This window comes from Embleya sp. NPDC020886, from assembly GCF_044333915.1.
GTDB lineage: Bacteria > Actinomycetota > Actinomycetes > Streptomycetales > Streptomycetaceae > Embleya.
Map to the genome: position 1 here is coordinate 44,651 of NZ_JBIRRX010000018.1, position 22,926 is coordinate 67,576.

21 protein-coding genes and 1 tRNA gene are annotated in these 22,926 nt (G+C 69.0%); 12 read left to right on the forward strand and 10 right to left on the reverse strand.

Going from position 1 to position 22,926, the window contains the following annotated elements; all coding sequences use genetic code 11:
• From ACH4U8_RS39250 to ACH4U8_RS39265, 4 genes are all read left to right on the forward strand, one after another.
• The gene (locus ACH4U8_RS39250; protein WP_395782896.1) at positions 1-390 is read left to right on the forward strand and encodes a hypothetical protein; all 390 of its coding nucleotides are present in this window, start codon (positions 1-3) and stop codon (positions 388-390) included.
• Entirely contained in the window at positions 390-1,700 is a 1,311-nt protein-coding gene (locus ACH4U8_RS39255; RefSeq protein WP_395782897.1) for an FtsK/SpoIIIE domain-containing protein, read from the forward strand. Before ACH4U8_RS39250 ends, ACH4U8_RS39255 begins: the two co-directional genes overlap by 1 nt.
• Positions 1,697-1,897 carry a hypothetical protein gene (locus ACH4U8_RS39260; protein WP_395782898.1) on the forward strand — a complete coding sequence of 67 codons (201 nt, stop codon included), beginning with the start codon at positions 1,697-1,699 and terminating at the stop codon, positions 1,895-1,897. The genes ACH4U8_RS39255 and ACH4U8_RS39260 overlap by 4 nt, the downstream gene beginning before the upstream one ends.
• A 246-nt stretch (positions 1,898-2,143) precedes the next feature.
• Positions 2,144-3,595: a replication initiator gene (locus ACH4U8_RS39265; RefSeq protein ID WP_395782899.1), complete on the forward strand. Its 1,452-nt coding sequence runs from the start codon at positions 2,144-2,146 to the stop codon at positions 3,593-3,595.
• Between the two features lie 190 nt (positions 3,596-3,785).
• Here ACH4U8_RS39265 and ACH4U8_RS39270 read toward each other — a convergent pair whose 3' ends face one another.
• Positions 3,786-5,402 carry a recombinase family protein gene (locus ACH4U8_RS39270; RefSeq protein WP_395782900.1) on the reverse strand — a complete coding sequence of 539 codons (1,617 nt, stop codon included), beginning with the start codon at positions 5,400-5,402 and terminating at the stop codon, positions 3,786-3,788.
• Between the two features lie 30 nt (positions 5,403-5,432).
• Here ACH4U8_RS39270 and ACH4U8_RS39275 point away from each other — a divergent pair, with 30 nt between their 5' ends.
• Entirely contained in the window at positions 5,433-5,948 is a 516-nt protein-coding gene (locus tag ACH4U8_RS39275) for a hypothetical protein (protein WP_395782901.1), read from the forward strand.
• A 50-nt stretch (positions 5,949-5,998) separates the two neighbouring features.
• Here ACH4U8_RS39275 and ACH4U8_RS39280 read toward each other — a convergent pair whose 3' ends face one another.
• The 3 genes from ACH4U8_RS39280 to ACH4U8_RS39290 all read right to left on the reverse strand — a co-directional run bounded on the left by ACH4U8_RS39280 (position 5,999) and on the right by ACH4U8_RS39290 (position 10,833).
• Positions 5,999-8,266 (reverse strand): ATP-binding cassette domain-containing protein, encoded by a 2,268-nt coding sequence (locus ACH4U8_RS39280; RefSeq protein WP_395782902.1) that lies wholly within the window; start codon positions 8,264-8,266, stop codon positions 5,999-6,001.
• A 201-nt stretch (positions 8,267-8,467) separates the two neighbouring features.
• Positions 8,468-10,759 carry a hypothetical protein gene (locus tag ACH4U8_RS39285; protein ID WP_395782903.1) on the reverse strand — a complete coding sequence of 764 codons (2,292 nt, stop codon included), beginning with the start codon at positions 10,757-10,759 and terminating at the stop codon, positions 8,468-8,470.
• A tRNA-Ser gene (locus ACH4U8_RS39290) sits at positions 10,759-10,833 on the reverse strand. The genes ACH4U8_RS39285 and ACH4U8_RS39290 overlap by 1 nt, the downstream gene beginning before the upstream one ends.
• A gap of 328 nt (positions 10,834-11,161) precedes the next feature.
• Between ACH4U8_RS39290 and ACH4U8_RS39295 the strand changes: the two genes are divergently transcribed.
• Entirely contained in the window at positions 11,162-11,986 is an 825-nt protein-coding gene (locus tag ACH4U8_RS39295) for an AfsR/SARP family transcriptional regulator (protein WP_360318248.1), read from the forward strand.
• A gap of 71 nt (positions 11,987-12,057) precedes the next feature.
• Here the strand turns inward: ACH4U8_RS39295 and ACH4U8_RS39300 are convergent, their stop codons facing one another.
• Positions 12,058-12,978: an NADP-dependent oxidoreductase gene (locus ACH4U8_RS39300; RefSeq protein ID WP_395782904.1), complete on the reverse strand. Its 921-nt coding sequence runs from the start codon at positions 12,976-12,978 to the stop codon at positions 12,058-12,060.
• A 101-nt stretch (positions 12,979-13,079) separates the two neighbouring features.
• Between ACH4U8_RS39300 and ACH4U8_RS39305 the strand changes: the two genes are divergently transcribed.
• Entirely contained in the window at positions 13,080-14,048 is a 969-nt protein-coding gene (locus ACH4U8_RS39305; RefSeq protein ID WP_379988464.1) for a helix-turn-helix domain-containing protein, read from the forward strand.
• Between the two features lie 9 nt (positions 14,049-14,057).
• On the opposite strand, the gene ACH4U8_RS39310 is transcribed toward ACH4U8_RS39305, so the two are convergent.
• Genes ACH4U8_RS39310 through ACH4U8_RS39320 form a run of 3 tightly spaced genes read right to left on the reverse strand, consistent with a single transcriptional unit; the run spans position 14,058 to position 16,505 of the window.
• Positions 14,058-14,828 (reverse strand): class I SAM-dependent methyltransferase, encoded by a 771-nt coding sequence (locus ACH4U8_RS39310; protein ID WP_395782905.1) that lies wholly within the window; start codon positions 14,826-14,828, stop codon positions 14,058-14,060.
• Positions 14,829-14,841: 13 nt separating this feature from the next.
• Positions 14,842-15,654, reverse strand: a complete 813-nt coding sequence (locus tag ACH4U8_RS39315; protein ID WP_395782906.1) for an LLM class flavin-dependent oxidoreductase — start codon at positions 15,652-15,654, stop codon at positions 14,842-14,844.
• Positions 15,651-16,505 carry an alpha/beta fold hydrolase gene (locus ACH4U8_RS39320; RefSeq protein ID WP_395782907.1) on the reverse strand — a complete coding sequence of 285 codons (855 nt, stop codon included), beginning with the start codon at positions 16,503-16,505 and terminating at the stop codon, positions 15,651-15,653. The genes ACH4U8_RS39315 and ACH4U8_RS39320 overlap by 4 nt, the downstream gene beginning before the upstream one ends.
• 96 nt (positions 16,506-16,601) lie before the next feature.
• On the opposite strand from ACH4U8_RS39320, the gene ACH4U8_RS39325 reads away from it, so the two are divergent.
• Together ACH4U8_RS39325 and ACH4U8_RS39330 are read left to right on the forward strand one after the other, a co-directional pair.
• A complete protein-coding gene (locus tag ACH4U8_RS39325; protein ID WP_395782908.1) occupies positions 16,602-17,507 on the forward strand; it encodes a LysR family transcriptional regulator in 906 nt (301 codons plus the stop codon).
• Positions 17,508-18,462: 955 nt separating this feature from the next.
• Positions 18,463-19,335 carry a hypothetical protein gene (locus ACH4U8_RS39330; RefSeq protein ID WP_395782909.1) on the forward strand — a complete coding sequence of 291 codons (873 nt, stop codon included), beginning with the start codon at positions 18,463-18,465 and terminating at the stop codon, positions 19,333-19,335.
• 747 nt (positions 19,336-20,082) lie between these two features.
• On the opposite strand, the gene ACH4U8_RS39335 is transcribed toward ACH4U8_RS39330, so the two are convergent.
• Positions 20,083-20,265 carry a DUF397 domain-containing protein gene (locus ACH4U8_RS39335; protein ID WP_395782910.1) on the reverse strand — a complete coding sequence of 61 codons (183 nt, stop codon included), beginning with the start codon at positions 20,263-20,265 and terminating at the stop codon, positions 20,083-20,085.
• The gene (locus tag ACH4U8_RS39340) at positions 20,262-21,104 is read right to left on the reverse strand and encodes a helix-turn-helix domain-containing protein (RefSeq protein WP_395782911.1); all 843 of its coding nucleotides are present in this window, start codon (positions 21,102-21,104) and stop codon (positions 20,262-20,264) included. Before ACH4U8_RS39340 ends, ACH4U8_RS39335 begins: the two co-directional genes overlap by 4 nt.
• A 166-nt stretch (positions 21,105-21,270) precedes the next feature.
• Between ACH4U8_RS39340 and ACH4U8_RS39345 the strand changes: the two genes are divergently transcribed.
• The 3 genes from ACH4U8_RS39345 to ACH4U8_RS39355 are packed head-to-tail and all read left to right on the forward strand — an operon-like array spanning position 21,271 to position 22,770.
• Entirely contained in the window at positions 21,271-21,660 is a 390-nt protein-coding gene (locus tag ACH4U8_RS39345) for a hypothetical protein (protein WP_395782912.1), read from the forward strand.
• A 4-nt stretch (positions 21,661-21,664) separates the two neighbouring features.
• Entirely contained in the window at positions 21,665-21,997 is a 333-nt protein-coding gene (locus ACH4U8_RS39350; protein WP_395782913.1) for a hypothetical protein, read from the forward strand.
• Positions 21,994-22,770: a phosphotransferase gene (locus tag ACH4U8_RS39355; RefSeq protein ID WP_395782914.1), complete on the forward strand. Its 777-nt coding sequence runs from the start codon at positions 21,994-21,996 to the stop codon at positions 22,768-22,770. Before ACH4U8_RS39350 ends, ACH4U8_RS39355 begins: the two co-directional genes overlap by 4 nt.
• Positions 22,771-22,926: the final 156 nt, after the last annotated feature.

Consider the following 22,926-nt stretch of genomic DNA (forward strand, 5'->3'; position numbering starts at 1 on the left):
ATGCAGTCCATTCCTGTGGACGTCACCCGGCTCGGGACGCTCCTGTGCGTCGTGGGGCCGGAACCCAAGCTCGTCAACCGGGAAACCGGGGAACTCAAGATCGACAAGGACGGAGAAACCGTCTGGACGGTCGGTGTATCCGTCCGGCAGCAGAACACCCGGCGCGCGTCGGTGATCGAGATCGCCGTGTCGGGCGAACCGGTTGGGATCGTGGAGGGTCTGCGCATCGTCGCGGTGGGCCTGGTCGCCTTCACCTGGGAGCAGGGAGGCCGGCACGGCACGTCGTTCCGGGCCGACTCGATCGCCCCGGCGGTGGCGGCCGAACCTGCGGCCGGCGGCCCGTTGGCGTCGGCGTTGCGCGGCGGCAAGGACAAGGGCGGTGACGCCTGATGGTGCGTCAGTTATTGATCTGGGTCTTGCTGGTCCTGGTGGCGGGGCTGGTCGCCGGTGCTCCGGTGCTGCGGCGGCGTTTCCCCGTGGGCTGGTGGTACGCGGTCGGGTTCGTGCCGGCTGCGGTGCGGGTGCTGCGGTCGTGGCGTTCGCTGACGATCGAGCGGGGCCTGACCATCACCCGTCGTCCGGCACTGGCGTTGCTCGGGACGCTGATCGTGCGCGGGCAGCCGCTGCGGCCGATCCCGCCCCGGATCGGCATCCCCCGGCCGCGTCCGGGCGGCCTGGCGGTGACGGTGCGCATGCACCCCGGGCAGACCCCGGACGCCTTCGCCGCTGCGGCGGACTCGCTGGCGCACGCCTGGCATGTACACGCCGTGCGGGTGGCCTCACCTGAGCGCGGTCGGGTCCGCCTCACCGCGCTGTCGACCGACCCGCTTGCGGACCTGTCCGCGCTGGTCGGGCCCGGCCCGGCCGAACCGCTGATGTGCGCCCGGGTCGGTCGGCGGGAGGACGGTCAACCGTGGGTGATCGATTTTCGGGCCGTGCCGCACTGGCTGATCGTCGGCGCCACGCGATCGGGGAAGAGCACGCTGCTCGCCGCGCTGGTGACCCGGCTCGCTCCGCAACCCGTCGCCCTGGTCGGCATCGACCTCAAGGGCGGCATGGAACTGGGCTTGTTCGGTCCGCGTCTGTCGGCGCTGGCCACGACCCGCCGAGAGGCCACGGCGCTCCTTGACGCGTTGGTGGTGGAGGCGCAACTACGCATGGCCATCTGTCGGTTCGCCCACGCTCGCTCGGTGTGGGAACTGCCGGACGGCAAGCGACCCATGCCGATTGTGGTCCTGGTGGACGAAGTGGCCGAGCTGTTCCTCGCGGCCTCGCGCGCGGACAAGGACGAAGCGGCGCGGGCGGCCACCGCGCTGGTGCGGCTCGCCCAACTCGGCGCCGCACTCGGCCTACACCTGGTCGTCGCGGGGCAACGGGTGGGCTCGGACCTGGGACCGGGGGCAACGGCGCTGCGGGCGCAACTGGCCGGCCGCGTGTGCCACCGCGTCTCCGACCCCGGGACGGCGGAGATGGTCCTCGGTGATCTGGATCCGGACGCGGTCGACGCGGCCCAGGCGATATCCGCCGACGAACCGGGCGTCGCCGTTCTTACCGGTGTCGGCGGCGAGTGGACGCGGGCGCGGTCGGTCCTGGTCTCCCCGAAGCAGGCGGCGCTCATCTCGGCAACCCATGCCGCACAAACCCCCGACCTGCCGGCGCTGAGGTTGGCCCTTGCGACCTGCGGCGGGGGGAACCCGTGACCGACTCCCAAGCCACGTTCCCGCTGATCGTGGTGTTCGCCCTGATCGTGTTCATGCTCGTCCGCGCCGGTGAACTCCGCGTCTGGCAAGTCTGCGTCGTCGGCCTCTTCGGGTTCTACCTCGCACAAACCGCACTCGCGCCTTCGATCTCGGCGCTCGTCGCCTCCCTGGCAGCCGTGGTCTTCCACGCCGGCTGAACCTCCAAGCAAGGAGCACCACGTGCGCATGCGTCCCGTCCTGTGCCCGATCTGCCACGGCGACCGCAGCACCCGCACCCGTACCGGCCGGCGCCGCAAGTGCCGCTGCTGCCGGGGCAAGGGCGCCATCCGCTGACCCTTCCGACCCGACACATCGCCACCCACGAAAGGACACCCCGTGACCACTCTCCGGCGCCGCGCGGCGCTCCCGACTCACCGCCGTTCTCGTGTCAGGAGTGACCACCGTTGTCGAGCACCACCCCGAACACCGACCACCCTCCCCACAGCAACAGCCGTGCCCGATACGACCATCGGGCACGGCTGGCCGCGCTTTCCCCCGTGGACCAGGACCTGATTCGCATTGCCAACCTGCCCCGGTTCGAGCGCTGGATCGAACAGATCCGCGCAACCGGCGGATGCGAACACCCCATCTACCTGAGCGGATCCACCGTCACCCGTGACACGTCCGGGACGGTGCTCTCCTCCTACTCCACCGACACCGAACCCGGCGGCCGGCTGGCCGTGCGCTGCCGCAACCGGCGGGCGTCGCGGTGCGCGCCGTGCTCCTACGAACACCAGGGCGACACGTTCCACCTCGTCCGCGCGGGCCTGGTCGGCGGCAAGAACGTGCCCACCGCCGTGCGCGACCACCCTCGCTTGTTCGTCACGCTGACGGCCCCATCGTTCGGGCCGGTCCACCGCGCGACCACACACGGGTCCTGCCGGCCCAGACGTGCCGGTGACCTCTGCACCCACGGTAGGCACCGCGGCTGCCCTCTCACGCATTCGCCGGATGATCGCGTCCTCGGGCAGCCGCTGTGCCGGGCCTGCTACGAATACCCGCACCACGTGCTGTGGAACGCACACGCCGGCGGCCTGTGGGACGGCTTCGCACACACCCTGCGCCGGCGCCTGGCCTCGGCGGCCGGCATCCCCCGGTCACGCCTGCGCGAGCACGTCCGGGTGTCCTTCGCCAAGGTCGCCGAGTATCAGGCGCGCGGCGCGATCCACCTGCATATCGTCGTGCGCCTGGACGGGCCCGACGGACCCGACTCGCCTCCGCCGGCCTGGGCCTCGGCGGACCTCGTCGCCGGACTCGTCCCCGAAGCTGCCGCTGCGGTACGGGTGCCCGCTCCGGAGTCGGAAGCGCTCGGCTCGTACGTCCTGCGCTGGGGGCGGCAACTCGACGTGCGTCCGCTGCGGGCGGTCACCGACGAACACGCCCCGACCGATGACGCGGTGGCCGCGTACCTCGCCAAGTACGTCACGAAGTCCACTGTTGACGGCGGCGGCACCGACACCCCCATCACCCACCGCGCGACGATCGAACTGCTACCCGTCACAGACCACGTAAGGGCCCTCCTGCGCACCTGCTGGGACCTGGGCGGACTTCCCGAGCTGGCACACCTGCGCATGCGCGCCTGGGCACACACGCTGGCCTTCCGGGGCCACTGCCTTACGAAGTCGCGCGCCTACTCGACGACTTACGGGGTCCTGCGGGCGGCTCGTGCCGATCACCAACGCACCGACGAACCGGAGGTCGGGGACGACGGGGTGACCACGCTCGCCATGTGGCGCTTCACCGGACACGGCCACACCCCCGGAGAGGCCGAGATTGCCGCAGGAATCGCTGAAGACATCGTCCGACAGCGTGAGATCGCGCGTGAACCGGCGACCGGGCGGCGGGGCTACATATGACAGCAACCGATGCGCAGACACGCCGCGCCACGCCCACGGCTGAGGATGACTCGGCTGATCAGCAGTGGGTTCGAGAGCAAGTGGCGAATGCGCCTGCCTGGTCCGAAGCACAGTGGTGCAGTGCGAATGCGATCCTGGGGTACGCGGTAACCACGAGCAATGCCCCTAAGTTACCGCGTACCGCAAAGGTCTAGTCCTCGGGGCCGCGAAAGTACGGCGTTAAACGTTCGCGTAGCGGCCGACCACGTACGGCAGGCGCCACAGAGATAGCGATTAGAGCGCGTTGAACATAGGCGAACTTCTCATCCAATTCTAGGCTGTCCCAATCGCGACGAAGGTCGATCGGTGGAGCCTCGGCTGCGTAACGTCGGCGCAACCATTGGGTTCGCTCTGCGAGAAGCGTGCGTTCTCTCGTTTCGTGCCGTGCCAACTCGGAGTAATAGAGCCGTGACGAAATCTCGCCGACACGGCGGCTTTCTCGGGCAGCCTCCATATCTTCCCGCACGCGGGACAACTCCGTTTCCTTTTCCCATTCGTCGGGAACTGCGCGTGCATCACGCGAGACGGCTTCTGATTCGTATTTGAGAATGACAAGCTCTTTGAGCAACTTGTCTGCTTCTGGGCCGTTGATCTTTACCCCACCGCATCCCTGGCCTGTGGATTTGCTGGGACAGTTGTAGTAATACATTCCGGGCGGTTGTTTGTGGCTGGGAGGGGCCTTTGTTCCTCGTAACTTACGCCCGCATCCGTTCTTGTCGCATCGGAAGGTGCCTACGCCAAGGTATACGCGGGCGTTTCTGCCGGCGCTCGGCGTTCTTGAAGGGCGGATGACTTCGATTAAGGATTCCCAGACTTCGGGATCGACTATGCGCACCCATTGGCCGATAACTGGATTTCCCTCAGCGTCTAGACAGATTTCTATGCGCGTGTGTTCGGAGCCTGTCTCCGGATGGAATTCGCGAACGATGCGGGAGCGGTATCCGCAAAGTCGGGGGTTGCGCAGCATCGTGATTGCCATGTTGCGATTCCACAGACTACCCCTCGGCGTCCACAGTCCGGCCGCGTTCCACTTGCGAATCGCACTGCCGATTGAGGCCCCTGCGATTATCCGAGGGATGTCTTCACGCAAGGCCGCTGCTTCGGAGGGCCTCAATGTCCGTTTATCGGACTCCCACCCGAATGCGCGTGTGCCGCCCGCCGGGATTCCGGCTGCCTGGCGGGCCTGGTGGTTCTTGTGGACTCGTCGTGAGGTGGCTGCTGACGCCTTGTTAGCCATCGTGACCAACATTCGTGCGACTGCTTGGCCGTTCTCGGTGAGGAGATCTAGCGTTCCCGTGATATCAATGATGGGTCGGCGGAATCGGACGACTACATCTATTGCATCTTCCAAGTGTCGGTTATCGCGGGTAAGCCGGTCGATGTCGGACACGATTAACCCGTCGACGCGGACCCCGTTGGGTGCCATCCCCTTCTTGAGATCTTCTAATGCTCCCTCGAAAATGGGACGGATTACGCGATACCCAACAGTTCCGTCGGGCAACCTTATTCGCTTGCGCTTCCAAGCGCTCGTGTCGGGTTCTTCGTATGTGTAGACGTAGGTACCTCCGCGCTTTTCTACAAACGTCTTGGTTTCCTTCTCCTGTTCTTCGCGGCTCTTGATGTCCTTTCCCGAGTAGGGGCGTTCAAGTGTGGGCTCGGCTTCCTCTTCCTCCTTGCTGAGCTGCTCGAATGAAAGGCGAACGAGTCCGGCTATGTTCTGCCCGGAAAGATCACCCCAGTGTGCTCGCGTTACCAAGTCGTCGACCATGAATCAAAGGTACATTCGTGCTTGTGCTGTGTGCACGACGAGCCGTTGCTGCGCTACCTCGGGGTCACCCCGAATCAGGCCCGATTCCGGCCGACCAAGTTCTCCCGGCATCGGGCGGTGGAGGAACTCACCCGGATCGCCGAGGCCCCCGGCGCCAACGCCAAGAACCGGGTCAGCGTGTTGCTGAACACCGTCGACCAGGACCAGACGCTGACCGTCACGCACACCCTGTGGGCGATGTTCGGCCTGCTTCCGGTGGACCAGATCCAACGCCCGCACCGGCACCAGTCGGTCGCCCTGGACCTGATCCTGGACTGCGAGCCGGGCTGCTTCACGCTGCTGGGCGATCGGCTCGACGAGCACGGCGAGATCGTCGATCCGCAGCGAGTGGACTGGCAACCAGGGGGCGCGTTCGTGACGCCGCCGGGAAAGTGGCATGCCCACCACAACGAGTCCGGTAGTCCCGCGCACCTGATCCCGATTCAGGACGCGGGCCTGCAGACCTATCTGCGCAGCCTGGACATCCGCTTCAGCGACCGGCGTTGAGCCTCGGGGGTGGGGCGGCGGTCGGCCGCACGCCCCACCCCGTCTCGGCTCTACCGCCGGTTCGCGTCCCGGTCGAGGTTGCGACGCAGGTATTCGCCGGTCAACGAGTGTTCCGCAGCCAGGAGTTGCTCGGGCGTGCCCTCGAAGACCACCGTGCCGCCGTGCTTGCCGCCGTCCGGACCCAGGTCGATCACCCAGTCGGCGCGACCGACCACGTCCAGGTTGTGCTCGATCACCAGGAGCGTGTTGCCGCCGTCGACCAGCCGGTCCATCAGCGCGATCACGGTGTCCACGTCGGACATGTGCAGTCCCGTGGTCGGCTCGTCGAGCACGTAGACGCTGCCGGTCTTGTGCAACTCGCCCGCCAGCTTCAGCCGTTGCCGTTCGCCGCCGGAGAGCGTGCCGAGCGGCTGGCCCAGTGTGACGTAGCCCAGACCGACCTCGGCGAGCGCGGCCAGGTGCGGCCGGATGCGCTTCTCGGTGAAGAACTCGTGCGCGTCCTCGACGGTGAGGGCCAATACGTCGATGATCGACTTGCCGCGCAGCGGATGTCCCAGCACCTTGTCGTCGAAGCGCCGCCCCTCGCAGCGCTCGCAGATCGTGGTCACCGGATCCATGAAGGCCATCTCCACGGTGATCGAGCCGCGTCCCTGGCAGGCCGGGCAGGCGCCGGCCGAGTTGAAGCTGAACAGGCCCGGCCGCTCGCCGCTCGCCTTGGCGAACAGGGCCCGGATCGGGTCCATGATGCCGAGGTGACTGGCGGGCGTGGAACGGGAGTTGGCCACGATGGCGGCCTGGTCGATGACGATCGTGTCCGGGTGCGCGCCGGTGAACACCTCGGACACCAGGGTGCTCTTGCCGGAACCCGCGACGCCGGTGAACACGGTCAGCACCCCGGTCGGGATGTCCACGTCGACGTGCTTGAGGTTGTGCAGGCTCGCGCCGCGCACCGGGATGTGCCCGGTGGGGGTGCGGTAGTCGGTCTTGACCACCGTGCCCCGATTCAGGAAGCGGCCGGTGAGCGTGTCCGAGTCGATCAATTCCTTGACGGTGCCCGCGAAGACGAGTTCGCCGCCGTGCGACCCGGCCTGCGGGCCCATGTCGATCACGTGGTCGGCGACCGCGATCACGTCCGGGTCGTGCTCGACCACGAGCACGCTGTTGCCCTTGTCCCGGAGCGCGACCAGGAGTTCGTTCAGTCGGTGCACGTCGCGCGGATGCAGGCCGACGCTGGGCTCGTCGAAGATGTAGGTCATGCCGGTGAGGCTGGAGCCGAGGTGGCGGACCATCTTGAGCCGCTGTCCCTCGCCGCCGGAGAGCGTGGAGGTCTCCCGGTCCAGGCTGAGGTAGGACAGACCGATGCCTACGATCCGCCGCAGTGCGGCCGAGGCGGCCTCGGCCACCGGGCCGCCGATCGGGTCGTCGATCCCGGCCAACACCTCGATCAGATCGCCGACTTCGAGCGCGCAGTGGTCCGCGATGTTGCGCCCGTCGATCCGTGCGGCGAGCACGGCCGGGTTGAGCCGGGCGCCGGCGCAGTCCGGGCAGGAGCCCTCGGTCAGGAACGCCTCGACCGTCTCCCGGGTCTTGGCGCCGAGCGTGGACACGTCGCGGTTGACGTAGAGCCGGTCGAAGCGGGTGTACAGGCCCTCGAAGGTGACGTTGGCCGTGCCGTCCGGGGTGACCCACTTGAACTTGATCACCCGGTCCGGGTCGCCTCGGGTGAGCAGGGCGAACTCGGCATCGGTGTAGTCGGCGATCGGCTTGTCGTTGTCGAAGAGTCCGGACGCCTGGTAGATCCCGACCGCGAGCAGACCGAGCACGAACGCGCCGTCGTTGAGCGATCGGGAGCGGTCCAACAGGCGGGAGTGGTCGGCCCGGACGGTCCGGCCGATGCCGTCACAGGTGGTGCACATGCCGCTCGGGTCGTTGAACGAGTACGCCCCGGGGGTGCCCGCCGAGGGTTGGGCGATGCGGGAGAACAGCACCCGCAGGAGCGGATTGATGTCGGTCATCGTGCCGACCGTCGAGCGGGAGTTGGACCCGATCGGCTTCTGGTCCACCACGATGGCCGGCGACACGTTCTCGATCGCGTCGGCGTGCGGGCGTTCGTGGCGCGGGAGGAACTTGCGCTCGAACGCGGAGAAGGTCTCGTTGAGTTGCCGCTTCGATTCGACCGCGACGGTGTCGAAGACGATCGACGATTTGCCGGACCCGGACGGACCGGTGAAGACGACGATCCGGTCCTTCGGGATGCGCAGCGAGACGTCCTTGAGGTTGTTCTCGCGCGCGCCGGTGATGACGATGTCGTTGATCATGCGGCTCCGTAGCTGGTCGACGGCGGGCCTCGACGGGCCCGGAACGATCGCGCGTGGGCGGGGACGGACACGACCGGACCAAAGATCGTACGGGTGGGCACCGACACGGCGGGCGCGGCGAACGGGGGTTGTCGGCAGGCGGACCCGTGTGCCCCAGACCTGTGTGGCGCGGACACGTGTGCGGCCCGCGCCGCGACCGCCTCAGCCGCGCAGGAAGTGCCCGCCGGTCGTCCAGCCGGTGAGGCGGCGGCCTCGCCCGCCGCCGACCGCCTCGTACCGGTCGAAGCGGTCGCCCTCGGCGATGGCGCGCAGGCCGAACACCACGGGAGCCAGTCGGCCGGCCACCGGGTCGCCCCACAGCGCGATCTCCTCGTCGAGCCGGGCCAGCGCCCGGATTTCCGCGTCCTCGTCGAGCATCGAGAGGTGGAACACCACCTGGCGCCACGCGTACGCGGCGTCCTTGATGGTGGCCAACGGCCGCATCTGCCACTCGGCGTGCTCGGTCAGTCGGCACACCGTGACGAACGCGCGATGCGCCGCCTCGGCCCACCCGGCCCGCGGCGTGATCCCGACGGGCCCGGCCAGCGTGGCCAGGTTGTGCGTGGTCAGGATCTGCGCCTGCTCGATCACCATGCCGTTGGCGGCCGGCGATCGTCGTCCGCCGGCAGGCACGTCGGCCCGCTCGCGACACAGCAGGGCGAAGCGCTCCGCGGCGGTCCGCGCGGGTGCGATCCGGGTCGCGGCCACGTCGCCCAGCTCCGCGATCGCCGCGTAGTCGATGTCGTAGTAGACCTCGTACAGGCTCCCCGCCAAGAGCTCCGCGGCGATCTTCGCCGCGGCGAGGAACTTCGGTGCGAAGCGGCCGGTGAAGATGTCCGCGGCCAGTTCCTCGACCCACGGCAGCCCGGTCTCGGCCGCCCGGCTCAGCGTGGACAGCTCGCCCACCAGCGGATTGGGCAGGATCGTCCCGGGAAAGCCGTGCACGGCCAACTCCCCCAGGTGCACGAGGGTGCGCCGGGCGGCGCCCCGGCCCTCGGCGGCGGCGCCGTCCCGGTACCGGGCCACCGCCGCGACCCAGGGCAATTCCTCGGCGCGCACCTGGTGGGCCAGGTCCAGCAGCAACAACGAACGACGCCGACCGAACGCCCGGTGATGCGCCGCCATCAGCGTGCGCAGGGCGTCGTCCGGGTACGCCCGCGTGCTGCTCGCGGCGACCAACTGCGGTACCAACTCGGCCAGGACCTCGGCGGACGGCACCAGACCACGTTCGATCAGCGTGTCGATCGGGGCGCTCAGCGTGCCCTCCAGGATGCGCCGGATCGCCGGCGGAATCGCCGTTCCGGCGGGCAGACCCGTGGTCGACGCCTCGATCGGGTCCACCGGGGCGGTCAGCGCGTCGACGTCCTCGGTGCCGATGTCCTGGGGACGCTCGGCCAGCCGGCGCAGCACCACCGCCGCCAGGGCGTGTTGGGTGGGTAGGGCCGCCTCGGCCGTCTGCCGGGCCCGCAGCGCCTCGTGGGCGGCGCCGGCGGGAGCGCCGCGTCGGGTCACCATCGCCTCGATCGCCCGGGCGAGCAGGCCCAGGCGCCGGGCGTCGAGTGCGCGGCCGGCGAGGTGGTCGGCGAGTGCGGTGCGCAGGATCGCCGCGTTCTCCTTGGGCCGGCGGTGCTTGGTACACAGCGGATGCTCGGCGGCCAGTACGCGATGGCGGGCCAGGAGGGCGTGGCCGCGCTCGGCCCAGCGGGTGTCCGGGGTGCGAGCCAAGACGCGACCGGCCTCGACGGTCTCCAGCCAGTGCGCCAGGAGCGCGTCGGCGTAGGGGTTCCAGACGGTCAGGGCCTCGCGCATGGCGGCCACGGCCGGGTTCGGCGGGCGGGCGGCGATCCGCGCGTGCGCCTCGCCGACGCTGGTGCGGAAGGTGTCGGACGGATCGGGCACGGGCGCGGCCGTGGGCCTGGGCGCGAACCGCAGTCGATCGGCGAACGGCGCGATGGCCTCGACCAGTTCGAGCGCGCCGTCGGTGTCGCCGGTCCGGAGCAGCCAGGCGACCACGAGCAGCGCCGTCTCCTCCGGCAACTCCGCGTCGTAGGTGCCGCTTTCCAACAGCGCGGTCAATTCGGCCAGGCCCGCCGCGGAGAGGTGGTGCGCGAACAGCGCGCCGCGCTCGGCGGGCAGGCCGATCCGCCCCGCGAGGGCGATCTCGTGCGGCCGCAACTTGCCGCCGGCGGCCGGGTGTCCGGTGGCGAAGCCGCCCCGGACCACTTCCGGGGTGACCCATTCGGGGAACTCGCGCACGGGCCTGCGCGAGCCGATGTCCAGCACGCCGTCGCGCATGCCGCGAACCACGTCCTGCCAACGCCGTAGGCGCTCGGCCGCGCCGGCCCGGGTGTCGGGATCCTCGTGGGTCAGGGCCGTGTGCAGTGCACGGGCGGATCGGAGCTGCGGATACGCTTCGCCGACGCGCACGGCGTCGGGCTTGTTCGTTTGATCCATGGCCGGCATGGCGGGTCCTGCCCCCGCGCCCTCCGGGTATCAAGCCCGGTGCTCTTCTGCTGAGCTACACGCCGCGATTCGCGGGGCTCAATGTATGTCGGTCCATCGGGTGGGACAAGGGATTATTTCCCGGGTCCGGGCCTTACGGGAGCCCGCCTCCGGGCCTTCCCGGGAGCCGGGCCCGCGCCTTCCCGGGAAGCCGGGCGGCGGGACGGGAGAGCCTGAGGGTCCCTCGACTGCGCGGCGGAGCGGAACCCCATCTGGTGATGTGTCGTCACTTTCCATATGACGAGGGGGATTCCGTCGCGCGGGCAGGTTGGGGAGCCACCGCGCAACGATGAGTCGGGGGGCTTGTCCTTCCAAGTGTTGGGACCGACCCGGGTTTTGGGTCCCGACGGAAGTGTGCTGAACATCGGACCGAGGCGGCAGCGCGAGCTGTTGACCCTGCTGTTGTTGCGGCCGGGGGTCGCGGTGCCGGTGGACCGCTTGGCCGAGGAGCTGTGGAACGGCCGCCCGCCGCCCGGCGCACGATCGACGTTGCATGCCTATCTGTCCGGCCTGCGCCGAGTGTTGGAGCCGGGGCGGCGGGCGCCCTATCGGGTCTTGACTACGCGCGATGACTCGTACGCCCTGGAGGTGCCGGCCGGCCGGCTGGACACCGGGCGGTGGCATGCGCTGGCCGAGGCGGGCCGGGCCGCGAGCGCCGCCGGCGCGTACGGCCGGGCGGACGAATTGTTGCGTGCGGCGCTGGCGTTGTGGATCGGGGACGCGTTCGCGGAGTTGGGCGATCACGAGGTGGCGCAGGCCGAGCGGGCGCGACTGGCCGAGGAGCACACCGCGTTGTCGGAGGAGGCGGCCGAGTGCCGACTCGCGCTCGGTGCGCACGCGTCGGTGATCGGGGAGCTGATGACCCTGGTCCGGGAGCATCCGCTGCGGGAGCGGCCACGGGCGCAACTCGCCCTGGCACTCTACCGATCGGGGCGGCAGGCGGAGGCGTTGGCGGCACTGGAGGCCGGTCGGCGGTTGTGCGCGGAGGAGTTGGGTCTGGATCCGGGCCCGCGGCTGCGTGACCTCCAGGCGGCCATCCTGCGCCAGGACCCGATGCTCACCGCCCCGGATCGGCCGCCGGCGTCGACGTCGTCGGTGTGTACGGGCCGCCGGAGCTTCGTGGCCGCCCGCCCGCATCGGCCCTGCCCGCACCGGGGTTCGCCGTACCGACGCGGGTAGCGGGCGGTTGCGGGCGCGGGGCCGGTCGGTTGTGCGTGTCGTGATGTGCGCCACCGGCCGGCCCTTGCGGTTCAGACCGTCAGGACGATCTTGCCGGTGACCCGGCCGGTTTCCCCGCGTTCGTGTGCCTTGGCCGCGTCCGCCAGGGGGAACATCGAGTCGATCGCGGCCCGCAGTCGCCCCGTCTCGACCAGGGCCGCGATCTGCCGCATGGCAGCGTGGTCGGCCTCGACCAGCATCTCCGCGGCGCGGACCCCGTATCGCCCGACCTCCAAGTCTCCGACCTGGTTCACGATCGAGACGAGGATGCCGCCCCGGCGCAGGGTCGGCAACGAGCGTGGGCCGTATTCGCCGCCGACGCCGTCCAGGACGACGTCCACGTCCCGTACGACCGCGGCGAAGTCGGTCGTCGGGTAGTCGATCATCTCGTCGGCGCCCAACTCGCGGACGAAGTCGTGCTTGGCCGCGCGGGCGGTGCCGATCACGTAGGCGCCGCGCGCCTTGGCGATCTGTACGGCCAGATGGCCGACCCCGCCCGCCGCGGCGTGGATCAACACCCGCTGTCCGGCCCGCAGATCCGCGGTGTCCACCAGGGCCTGCCACGCGGTGGTCGCGGCCAGCGGAAGTGCCGCGGCCTGCACGTGGTCGACGTTCGCGGGCTTGCGCACCAGGTGGCGGGCCGCCGAGACCACGTACTCGGCGTGCGCGCCGTTTCCGTACGGGTACTTCAGCATGCCGAACACCTGGTCGCCCGGCCGGTGGATCGTCACTCCCAGGCCGACCGCCGCCACGACACCGGACACCTCCCAGCCGAGTACGAACGGTGGCCTGCCCAGGATCAGACCCGTGGCGCGGTGGATCCAGTCGGTCGGGTTGACGCCTGCCGCGCGCACCTCGACCAGCACCTCGCTCGGGCCGGGCGTCGGGCGCTCCGGTTCGATCACCTTCAGCACCTCGGGACCGCCCAGAACGTCCTGACTGACAGCGCGCATGCGACTTCTCTCCCGGTCCGAAGGATCCACTCGCACATCGTGGCGGCCGGGCCGGCGCTGGGAGAAGCGTCCGGAACGACATGATGTATACAATTCCGGACGTGAGCACAGTTGCGATAGCCGTCGCCGACGGGATCCTGCACTTCGAACTGGCCCTGGCCTGCGAGCTGTTCGGCACCGCGCCGCCGGTTCCGGTGGAGGACTGGTACCGGCTCGAGATCTGCGGGGCGGGCAGCGTGCGGGCCGACGGGCGCTTCCTGCTCGAACCCGATTGTGGCCTCGACCGGCTCCTCGTGGCCGACACCGTGATCGTCCCCGGGTGGGCCGATGTCGACCGGGAGCCGCCCGCGGACCTGGTCGATGCCGTGCGGGCCGCGCACGAGGCGGGCGCGCGGGTGGCTTCGCTGTGTACGGGCGCGTTCGTGCTGGCCGCGGCCGGTCTGTTGGAGGGACGGCGGGCCACCACGCACTGGGCGCACACCGAGGTGCTGGCCGCGCGCCATCCCGGGGTCGAGGTCGACCCGGATGTGCTCTACGTCGACAACGGCAGCGTGCTCACCTCGGCGGGCAAGGCCGCCGCGATGGATCTGTGCCTGCACCTGGTCCGCCGCGACCACGGCTCGGTGGTGGCCAACGCGGTTGCCCGCAGGCTGGTCGTACCGCCGCACCGGGCGGGCGGGCAGGCCCAGTTCGTCGCCACCCCGATGCCCGAACAGCCCGACCATCCACTCGGCGAACTGCTCGCGTGGGCGACCGGACGGCTGGACCGGCCGCTGACGGTGGAGGACCTGGCCCGCCGGGCGAACATGAGCTCACGCCACCTCGGCCGGCACTTCCGATCGATGACGGGCACCACCCCGCTGCAGTGGTTGCTGACCCAGCGCATCCACCGGGCCCAGGAACTCCTGGAAACCACCGACGACAGCGTCGACGCCATCGCCGAGGCCACCGGCATGGGCACCGGAGCCACCCTCCGCCGCCACTTCAACCGCACCGTGGGCGTTCCCCCGGACGCCTACCGCCGCACCTTCCACCGCCGCCGCGCCGAACACCTCACCGCCCAGGGGTGAACCCCGGCGTCAACGTCGGCGGGCGGTGATCAGCCAGGCGCGGGAGTCGAGCCATACGCCGGCGGCGGTGGTGTGGGTGGCGAGCATCGTGTGCAGGCGGGCGAGTGCGTGTTCGGTGGCGGCGGGGGTCAGGCCGCTGAGCAGGTCCCGGGCCGGTTGCAGGTGGAGTACGGCCGCTTGCGCGTGGTCGGCGTCCGGGCCGTAGTAGACGGGTTCGCGTACGTCGGTGACCTGCACGGTGGTGAAGCCGGCCGTGGTCAGGGCGCTGGTTGCGACGTCCGGATCGGCCAGGGTGAAGGCGGCTTCGGTTTTGTCGGTAGAGGTGGTCGCCGATCGGCCGGGAGCGAGTGCCGCTCGGATCTCGGTGTCCCACTGCTGGTGGTCGCGGGGCTGCCAGACGAGTTGTGCGAAGAGTGCGCCCGGGCGCAGGGCGCGTGCGATGTTGGCGAATGCGGCGGTGGTGTCGGCGAAGAACATCGTGCCGAATCGGCTGACGGCTACGGTGAATTGCCCCGGCGGGAAGGGGTGGGTCTGGGCGTCGGCCCGGACGAAGTCGAGGTTGGCGAGTCCTTCCGTTTCGGCCTGTCGGCGGGCCTGCGTCAACATCGGGTCCGAGATGTCGATGCCGAGCGCGGTGCCCGGGGAAGCGGCTCGGGCGGCGCGGCGGGTGATTTGGCCGGTGCCGCAGCCGATGTCGAGGACACGATTGCCGGGGCGGACGTCGAGGGCTTCCCAAAGGTGTTCGTGGTACCGGGCGAGTTCCGCGTCGTAGTCGAACAAGGCGATCGATTCCTTACCGTGCGGGGCCGTCGCGGAGCACACCGCGCACGGTGTCGAGCGGTACGCCCGGGTCGAGTTCCGGCAGCCACCATGTTGCGCCGGCCTGCGCGTACGGCTCGGGATCGACACCGGGCGGCAGTGCGACGGCGATGTCGTACGAGGCCATCTCGCCCCGGCGTAGTTCGGTGAGGGTGGCGACCGTCTCGGCGAGCCGGTCCGGGTGTTCCAGGTTGATCGGGAAGAAGCCGTCGAGCCGGGCGGCCCGACGGATCGGCCTGGGGCGGCCCGGGAATCCGGCGGCCCATACCGGCACGCCGGGCCGCTGGATCGGCCTGGGCAGGAAGGTGAGGTCGTCGACGGTGTAGTGCTCGCCGTGATGGCGCACCGGCTCGCCGGACCAGGCGGCGGCCAGGATCTCCAACGACTCGTCGAGCATGCGCCCGCGCCGCCGGTCGTCGAGTTGCTCGCCGGTCTTGGACAACTCGCCGCCGAACCGGTCGCCGCCGAGGCCGACGCCGAGGGTGAGGCGGCCGTCGCTGAGCCGATCCAGCGTCGCCGTCTCCCGGGCGACCTTGGCCGGCCGTCGGCGGGAGAGCGGCGACACCATCGGGCCGAGCCGCAGCCGCTCGGTCGCGGTCGCGATCGCCGCCAGCACGATCCACGGGTCGGCGACCCGGCTTACCGGCGGCTGCCAGGACAGGTGGTCCCACACGAAGCAGCCGTCCCACCCGGCCTCCTCCGCGTCGGCGGCGAGCCCCGCCACCACCCTCGGGTCGGCCAGGTCGTCGAAGAGCGGCAACCACAGTGCCGACCGCAACCGGCTCACGATCGGCCGCCTTGCGTGTGCCGGATCAGGGCCGAGACGAATGCGTCCCACACCGGCCTCGGCAGGTCGTGCCCGGCTCCCGCCAGGACCAGCAACTTTGCCCCGGGGATCGCCGCGCACAGCGCCTCGCCGTGCGGCAGCGGCAGCAGCGGGTCGTGATCGCCGTGCACCACGAGCGTCGGCGCCGCGATGTCGCCGAAGCCGCCTCGGGTCGGGCCGTCCTGGTCGATGGCGTAGTGGTTGACCAGCGTCGACGCGTAGTTCTTGGTGCGTGCCACGTCGTGTTCGGCCAGTGCTCGCATCGCGGTCTCGTCGAAGTACGGCGAGCCGCCGGCGCACGCCCGCGCGCCGGCGACCACGTATTCGGCGAGCGCGGCGGCGTCGGAGGTGTCCGGCTCGGCCGGCATGGCCAGGTCGGCGGACGGCGGCGGCAGGTCGTCGGCGCCGGTCGAGCAGGAGAGGAAGGTCAGCGACGCGAGCCGATCGGGATGGTCCACGCCGAGGATGAGTCCGGCCCCGCCGAACATCGATTGGCAGACCACGTGGGCGCGTTCGATGCCCAGGGTGTCCAGGAGCGCGACCACGTCCAGGGTCAAGTCGGTGAACGAGTAGGCGGGTCGGCCCGGCGGGTAGGTGGTCGACCGGCCGGTGTCCCGGTGGTCGTAGCGGACCACGAACCGGCCGTGGGCGGCGATGCGTTCGCACAGATCGGCGTCCCACCACAACATCGAGGCGGACGACCCGGCGACCAGTACGACCGCGGGGGCCGTGCGGTCTCCGAAGGTCTCGACGCACAGTTCGACACCGTTGATGTGGAGGAGTTGCTCGCCGTGTGCTTGAGAAGAGGTCATGTCCGGAACGTTAGAGTCGGTGGCTCGATCGTGAAAAGCGATGATTTTCGATCGGATCGATCGGGAATCGCGATGCTCCTCGCTAGATTGGCGCACATGACCGACGTCGAGCTGCGCCACCTGGCGGCGTTGGCCGCCGTTGCCGAGGAGGGCTCGTTCGGCCGGGCCGCCACCCGTCTCGGGTACACCCAGTCGACGGTGAGCCAACAGATCGCCGCGCTGGAACGGGCCGTCGGCGGCCTGGTGTTCGACCGGCCGGGCGGTCCCAAGCCGGTACGACTCACCCCACTCGGTTCCGTGATCCTCGGCCACGGTCGCGAACTGCTGGCCAGGGCCGAGGCGTTGGCCCACGCCGTGGACCGATTCCAGGCCGGGGAAGGCCGCATCGAGATCGGCACGTTCCAGAGCGTGTCCAACGCGATCCTGCCGCCGCTGGTCCGCCGACTGCGCGACGAGCACCCCGGCTGCGACATCCGGTTGTCCGAAGACGAGCCGGACCAGCCGCGGATCGGTGACCTCGACCTGCTGTTCTACGACGGCCGCATCGACGGCGACGCCGAACACCTCAAGCTGCTCGACGACCCGTACCTGCTGGTGGCAGGCGTCGGCACCTTCCCGGACGGCCCGGTTTCGCCGGCCCGGCTCGACGGTGTGCCGCTGGTGGCCTGGCCGCTGACCTGCGATCAGCCCCGCATGGAGCAGGCGATCGCCCGGAGCGGCGCCCGTCCGCAGATCGTCTTCCGCAGCGCGGTCAACGACACCCTGCTGTCGATGGTGCGCGCCGGCATGGGGTCGGCGGTACTCCCGTGGCTCGCCATCCGCGGTGCCGACGTCGCATCCGACGACCGCCTCCGCATCCACGAACTACGACCCGCCGTGCCGCCACGCGAGATCTACCTGCACTGGCAGGCCGGCCGCACCCAATCCCCACTCACGACCAGAGCCATCGAAATCGCCACAGAGGTCGCCACCGCCCTCGCACCCCCACCGCCCACCGCCTGACGCCTCACGGCGTGCCGCCCCGAGTTGCCCGGTCCATCCGACGTCGGCTGGGCTCCGATCTCTCGTCCGACCCGGAACCGAAATAGCACTGCACATCCCGCAGTTGCATACCGATACCGGATGACGGCCCTCGGTGACTTGGTCAACAGCCTTTTCCTACAACGGCGTTGAACGCCGCACAACCGGCGTGCGCCCGCAACGTCTCCCGTTACAGAATGCGGAATGCATCATTCCGATATCTCGAGCCCGCGTATTCAGGCATGCGCCCGACGGGCAACTCCCGTACCACGTATATGAGGTGCTTCGGTCAGGTCCTCCAAGCCGCCGGCAAAACAGCCGTGGCAAGTGGTCCGAATCGCCTTATCGCCTGTAACGTGTGATGTCGGCGGGGTCATGAGCAGATAACCTGCCGTATCTGTCACACCGCCGTGAGATCCTGCCGGACCGGCGATGACATGCGCATTCGAGCACCGGGCAAGGCATGCCCGCCCGACCAGTCCGGCCGCACCAAACAGAGCCTCCCGCACGCGAAGGTTCGTAGGTCCTGATCGCGAGCCTGTCGACGGAGGTGTACATCATGGTCGGACCCACACTGCCCCCTGCCTCACACCCGGCTCCCGAGGTGCGCAAGGTCTTGATCAAGTGGGTGGCAGCCGGGTGGTCGCTGGCCAAGGAAGCCCATTGGGGCAGGCTGTATTGCCCATGTCAGTGCACCACCATCCCGATTCCGGGCACTCCGAGGAGTCCGAGCAACGCGGCTCGACGGATCGACCGTGCGGCTGCGCGCTGCCCGTTGCCTGCCGACGACCCGCGTCGTTCTCAGACGGGGCGGCGCCCGTGAGTGGGCAGGCGAGTGCCCACCGTGTTCATTGCTGTTGACGCATGTCAACAATCGCGGAACACTGGATGGGTTGCACCCCGGCCGGCGGATCACAGCACGACAGGGAGGTGGGACATGGAGTACGAGTTCACATTCGTGGTCGACGGTGTCGATGTCGAGGACGACGCCCTGGTGTGCGCGTTGTTTGACTCTCTGGACGCCATGCTGGTTCGAACCGCAGGCCGGCATTTCGTCACCCTGAGCGCCGAGGGGCCGGGTGCGATCAGAGCGGCCCAGACCGCCGTCGCAGCGCTGGCTACCGTTGCCCCCGCAATGCGAGTGATCCGTCTGGATCGCGATCTGGTCGGAATTGCCGACATCGCCGAACGCACCAAGCGAACGCGCCAGAACGTCACCCAGTGGGCGCACGGCGCCCGCCATTCGAAACAACCTTTCCCGCTGCCCGATGGCGTGGTCGGCTGTTCTCGCGTCTGGTTGTGGTCGGAAGTCAACACATGGCTACGCACCATCGACCTTGGCGATCCGATCGAATTGCCGAGCCGCGAAGAAATGGCCGCCATCGATTATGCTCTCGCCTTCCCACGGCAGGACCTCGGCCTGACGCTGGAACTCCACATCGCCGCCGACGAGCATGAACGTGAACGCCATGAGGTCGCTCGTCGTTTGATGGCCAAGGCCGTGGCTCACGCCGGTCGCATCTCCGACGACGATGTGTATGGCGGGGGTCCCATCCTGGTCGTATGCGCCGTCTGTTCCGATTCCCTCGCCTGGGTGATGTCGCAACTCCCACTCGGCGGCAAGTTGGCAGTCGTCGCAGTGTCGGTCGGCGACGACGGAGACGTGTGGGAACTCGGATTGAGCGCCGTGCCACTCCCAGGGAGCGTTCCCTTGGAGCAGGCAGGTCTGGATTGCCACGCAAGTGTCGGCGACCTCGTGCGAGCACACTCGTCGGGTCGTCTCGATCGCCAGACGGTCCTGGAGATGTGAACACCGGATTTGCGGCCTTCACCGGGACGCTTGCGTCTCGAAGGTCGACCCCGAAAGAAGCGGACACTGTGGATTGCTTCGCGCCCGGCCTTGCCTGGGTTGTCGGGGGCGACGGATCGGGCGCGGGCGACCGGGCCTGCCCACCTGGGCGCGGCGTTCCATGACGAGGGTCGCAACCTCGGTGAGATCCGTCGCCGGATGTGGCGATTCCCGGAATGGCGCCGCCCCCCGCAAGTCGCACCCTTGTGGATGCGATGGTCGGCCACGCGGCCGGCCGAGCCATCTGGCGGATCAGCCTGATCGACACACCCATTGCTGGCCGACCCCCGACCCGCCGCCGCTGCCACCGGCGGGCGGAGGCTGTGACCGCACCGGCCTGCAACGGCCGACGCGCTTGTATCCCGAGAGTTATGCACAGTCTGTGGATAACCTTCTGTGCGCACAGGGGAGCCTGAAGATCCCCAGTCGCCGAGTTCCGCCGTCATGCACACCCTGTGGAAACCCGCCCATGCCGGGCGCTCCGCCGTGGATTGGCACGGCTTTTCGGTCCTCCTCGGCGCTCGCCGAAACAAGCGCGCCACGAACCGGACCGGTCCCGGGTAATCGCCGGGTCGCCAAGGTCGCATCCGTGGGCAGGACGGCGGTGATGTCGGTACCGGACGCGCGCCCGTCGGGCGCGGTCCGGACGAACGGCCGGTCCGCGTAGGTTCGTTCGTCGCTGCTGCCGTTGTGGGTCGTGCTCGCCGGTCAGCTCTTGAGCGTGCGCACGAGTTCGGCCCATGCGGTGGCGCTGATTTCGAGGTGGCCGCGGGCTCGGTCCTTGGTGTCGCGTATGCCGGTGGCCGTGGCGAACCGGGCTATCTCGACGCACTCTTGGTTGTGCTGTGACCAGGTGGATGTGCGCCATTGAGGGGTTGGTCCGCTGCTCACAACTGCTCCAATCTTCTCGTGATCATTGCTCTTGAGGCGATCTCGTCCTGCGCCGTACCGCAGTAGTAGTCGAGATCCCGTCGGTAGCGTCCGACTACTCGCTCGTCTCGCAGTAGCTGAGACCCCGCTTCGTATGCAACATGTACCACTGCATCGTTCGTGTCTGGGAGTTCATACATCGTGACCGAGCCGAGGAAGGCTGCGGTCGGTGTCTCGAAGGAGACGATTCTCAACTCGACGTTCGTCATTTCGCCGAGCAGCAGCAGGTGCTCAAGCTGCTGACGCAGGGCCTCCCGACCGCAGAACGCACTCGCGAGCGCAGACTCGGACAGCGTTGCGGTGAGTTTGAGGCGCGTCGATGTGAGCACCTGCTGCCGCCTGTGCCGTACTCGCAGCAAGGATTCGGCATCGTCCGGATCCGGCACGAACGGCGACTGCAACAGTGTTGCTCGGGCATAGGCGGGTGCTTGCAGAAGACCGGGGACCATGGTGGACGCGGCATTGATTGTGTGCGCATAGGTCTCAAGAAAGATGAGATCTTCATACTCCGGGGTCAGTACCGATTCGTACTCGGCCCACCAGGGGGCGTCTTCCCCGTTTTCGAGGCCGAGCAGCCCCATCACGCGTCGTTTGTCTGCCGGTGAGAGCGACAGCACGTCGACGAAAGTGTCAACGTGATGCCTGTCGATGAGCATTGCTCCTGTTTCCAGGCGCGACACCTTGCTTTTGTCCCAGCCGGCTCGTTCGGCGACGGAGGTGAGGGTCATTTGCCTGGCAGTGCGCAGGCGCCGGAGCTCATCTCCGGCCTGGCGTTGCGCAGTACTGGGTCGCGAAGGCATCCGGACTCACCCCATTTTGTGACGGCATGGCTGCCGCAAAGGTCCGTCTTTGAAACGGTTGCGGCAACGAGTGTTGCATGTCACGTTGAGGGAGGCAATCGTCACGTCGGGCAATGGAGTTGCTCGCGTCCGTCCTTGTTCGCACCCCTGTCTTGGGAGTCGTCACATGGCAGATTTCCCCCAACGCGAGGTCTCGGGAGACGATTTCGACTACTTCCGGGATCACCCGGAGGCGTGGATTCGGGACGGCCGGTCGGGCTTGCGCGGGAGGTATGAGTACGCCGGCGAGTGCGTGGTGGTGGCTCGGACGTTCGGCGGCTTGCGGTTCCGTGTTCGACCGTCCGATGTCGAAATCCTGCACCCGGAGGCAGTGGCCTCTGCCGTATTCACGCCGCTCGTTGAGCCCCCGAACAGCGCGCGCTCTCAACTGTCGATTGGCATGCCGGACACGTTGGCGCCAAGCAACGGTCGGGGTGATTTGCCCTTCAAGCGACAGCGGCCGGGTTTCTCGATTGGAGCCGTGAGCCCGGCCGCTGTCTCCATCTATCCACCGTGAGGCAGTGATGGAGATTCAAGAATATCCAGCCGAAGGGCGGTTGCCGATCCGTGTCGGCTCGCGCGTTCGGCACGTCGACGCGCATGCCGAGTTGCCGGACGGGACCATCGTGGCCCTACCGGCAGCCTCGGAGCGCGTCGCCGTCGTGCAACCGCAGCAGGCTGGGCGGTCGCCGTACCTGTGCCCGATCGGTCATCTGGTCGTGCTCGACCTGGATACCGAACTGACCCTGGTGACACGGCAGTTGAGGCGTGTTGACGAGTTCGGATGCGCCGTTGGCCGCCCGCTGTCGGTGCCGATCGCGCCCGGCGGCGAATCCGTGCGGGAGGCAATGTGACCAGGCGCTACCGCTGGAGTGAACTTCCTTTCCAGGTAACCGAATTCGTGGAGAAGGCGGCCGGCCCCGTCCATGCCGTCGAACCCGTCACCGGACCCCACACCAGTTCCTTCGCCGCGACCGTCACCACTCCCACCGGCCTCGTGTTCGTCAAGGCCGCCGAAGAGGCCACCGCTCCCTTGTCCGCCCGAGCCCAGACCAGCGAGATCGCGGCCAGTGCCGTCACGGGCATCCTGTCTCCGCGCCTGTTGCACCACAGAGCGGTCGACGGGTGGCGGGTCCTCGTCTTCGAGCACGTCGAGGGCCGCCCCGTACGGCTGTGTCTCGACTCGCCCGACATGGCCCAGGTGGTCGGGATGGTGGACCGCATCGGACGCATCCAACCCGGCCGCAGCGCCGGGCTGCCCACGCTCGTCGGCCGGCTGCGGGAACACCTCCCGGCCACCCGGACCGGCCCGCTGTGCGGCAACCGCCTCCTGCACACGGACCTGACCTCGGCGAACATGATCATCCGATCCGACGGCCGACTCTCCGTCGTGGACTGGGGCCAGGTGGCGCTGGGCCCGCGGTGGGCGGAGATCGGTCACCTGGGTGCGGCGCTCCACCACGAGGGCCACAACCTCGGTGAGATTCGTCGCTGGATGTGGCGATTCCCCGACTGGCGCCGCACACCCCTCACCGCCCGCCGAGCGCTCGCGGAGGCGATGATCGGCCACACCGACGGCCGCGCCACCTGGTGGATCAGCCTGGTTGACCCACCCATCCCGGGTTGACCCACCGGCACCCCGAGCGAGCGGAGGACGCCGCCGAGGCGTCCTCCGCTCGCTCGGGGCCGACAATCCGACGGCCTCGACGGCGTAGAGCCCTTGGCACGCTGTTCCAACGCTCGACTCGCTCCGGCCCGCAACCGCTCGCCTTCACCTTCGAGA